Origin of the sequence: Cupriavidus sp. SIMBA_020 (assembly GCF_046535395.1) — a bacterium.
Taxonomy (GTDB): Bacteria; Pseudomonadota; Gammaproteobacteria; order Burkholderiales; family Burkholderiaceae; genus Cupriavidus; species Cupriavidus campinensis.
Map to the genome: position 1 here is coordinate 1 of NZ_JAWRWU010001685.1, position 235 is coordinate 235.

Genomic DNA, 235 nt, shown 5'->3' on the forward strand with positions numbered 1-235 from the left:
GTAGGTGTCGATGTCGAACTCGATCTCGGCGAGCTGGACGTCGATCGGCAGGTCGACCAGCACCGGGCCCGGACGCCCCGAGCGCATCAGGTGGAAGGCCTGCTGGAACACGCGCGGCACCAGCGCCGGCTCGCGCACGGTGACGGCCCATTTGGTGACGGGCTTGGCGATCGATTCGATGTCGACGGCCTGGAAGTCTTCCTTGTACAGCCGCGCGCGCGGCGCCTGGCCGGTG

1 pseudogene is annotated in these 235 nt (G+C 68.9%); it reads right to left on the reverse strand.

Going from position 1 to position 235, the window contains the following annotated elements:
• A pseudogene (locus SB751_RS35335) lies at positions 1–235 on the reverse strand (glyoxylate carboligase); the annotation flags it as partial.